The 1,607-nt window shown below is 55.1% G+C and carries 1 protein-coding gene; it reads left to right on the top strand.

Annotated features, from left to right (window positions below; translation table 11 throughout):
- Window positions 1-40: 40 nt before the first annotated feature.
- The gene (locus V6S97_RS29065; protein ID WP_334428444.1) at window positions 41-1,579 is read left to right on the top strand and encodes an IS3 family transposase; all 1,539 of its coding nucleotides are present in this window, start codon (window positions 41-43) and stop codon (window positions 1,577-1,579) included.
- Window positions 1,580-1,607: the final 28 nt, after the last annotated feature.

The following is a 1,607-nucleotide window of genomic DNA, read 5'->3' as shown; positions in this document are numbered from 1 at the left end:
GGGGATGCGGACTAAAACTTGGACCACCAGGAGGTAGTTCATGTATTCCCATGCCGACCGAATTCGCGCGGTCGAGCTGTATATTAAGCTCGGCAAGCGGGTTAAGGCGACGATCCGCCAATTGGGTTATCCCACGAAGAATGCGCTGAGGAACTGGTATCGAGAGTACCAGCAGCATCAAGACCTGCGCGTCCGTAGTGCGGCTCGCGCACCGAAGTTTTCTGAGGCCCAGAAGCAGACAGCGCTTGAGCATTACCGTACTCACGATCGCTGTATCTCTGTGACGATGAGGGCGCTGGGTTATCCAGGTCGCGGGACTTTGACAGCATGGGTTCGAGAGGCGTTTCCGCAGACGAGAACTTCGATGGCAGGAAGATCCTGGCGTCCGGCTTATCCTGAAGCGTTGAAGCAGGTCGCTGTCCTCGATCTTTGCAGTGGAGAGGAAAGTGCCCAGCAGGTAGCCGACCGGATAGGCGTATGCCGGCCGACGTTGTACGCTTGGAGGAATGAGTTACTCGGTCATGAGGCTGCCTCATCGATGAAACGCCGCAAAACCTCAGCGCCGGCACCTGAGCGCGAGGAACTCGAGCGACAGCTTGAGGCCCTCCAGCGCGATGTCCGACAATTGCAACTCGAGCATGATCTGCTGAAGAAGGCCAATGAACTGCTAAAAAAAGGTCTGGGCGTCGATCTGCAACTCCTCAGTAATCGGGAGAAGACACAGCTGGTTGACGCCCTCAAAGATACCTATCGATTGCCGGAACTGCTTGTGCAGTTGGGGATTGCGCGTAGTTCGTACTTCTACCACCGCGCCCGAGCAAACCTGGAAGACAAGTATGTCGCCATCCGTCGCGACCTGACGGAAATCTTCGAAAGCAACCATCGCTGCTACGGCTATCGCAGACTGCAGGCGTCTCTGGCCAGGCAGAGTGTGACAATCTCGGAAAAGGTTGTGCAGCGATTGATGAAACAGGAGCGTCTGATCGCCGCCAGACCACGGCGACGGCGTTTTGGCTCTTACTTGGGAGAAATCAGTCCTGCGCCTGAGAACCTGATCAACCGCGACTTCCATGCCAAAACACCGAACGAGAAATGGCTCACGGACATTACCGAATTCCAGATCCCAGCCGGCAAAGTGTATCTCTCGCCCATCATAGATTGCTTCGACGGGATGGTGATCAGCTGGTCGATTGGAACGCAACCTGATGCGGGCCTGGTCAACACAATGCTGGACGCCGCCATTGAAACTGTCACCGACGGCGAAGGTGGGACAATTGTCCATTCCGATCGCGGAGCGCATTATCGTTGGCCCGGCTGGCTCACTCGGATTAACGATGCGAAATTGGTTCGCTCGATGTCCCGCAAGGGCTGTTCCCAAGACAACGCTGCGTGCGAAGGCTTCTTTGGACGGTTGAAAACGGAACTCTTCTATCCACGAGACTGGAAAACCATCACAATCGAGCAGTTTGTCCGCGAGGTGGATAGCTACATCCGATGGTACAATGAGAAGCGCATCAAATTATCATTGGGATCGCTCAGCCCGATCGAGTATCGCAGAAGTCTCGGCCATAACATCTGAATCAGTCCAAGTTTTTATCCGCATCCCC

Source organism: Agrobacterium sp. CCNWLW155 (assembly GCF_036888815.1).
Taxonomy (GTDB): domain Bacteria; phylum Pseudomonadota; class Alphaproteobacteria; order Rhizobiales; family Rhizobiaceae; genus Agrobacterium; species Agrobacterium radiobacter.
The sequence above is the reverse complement of the archived record's forward strand: the minus strand, read 5'-3'. Positions and strand labels throughout refer to the sequence as shown.

Coding starts and splice junctions, on each gene's coding strand:
- V6S97_RS29065 (WP_334428444.1), top strand. CDS start 41: ATGTATTCCCATGCCGACCGAATTCGCGCGGTCGAGCTGTATATTAAG.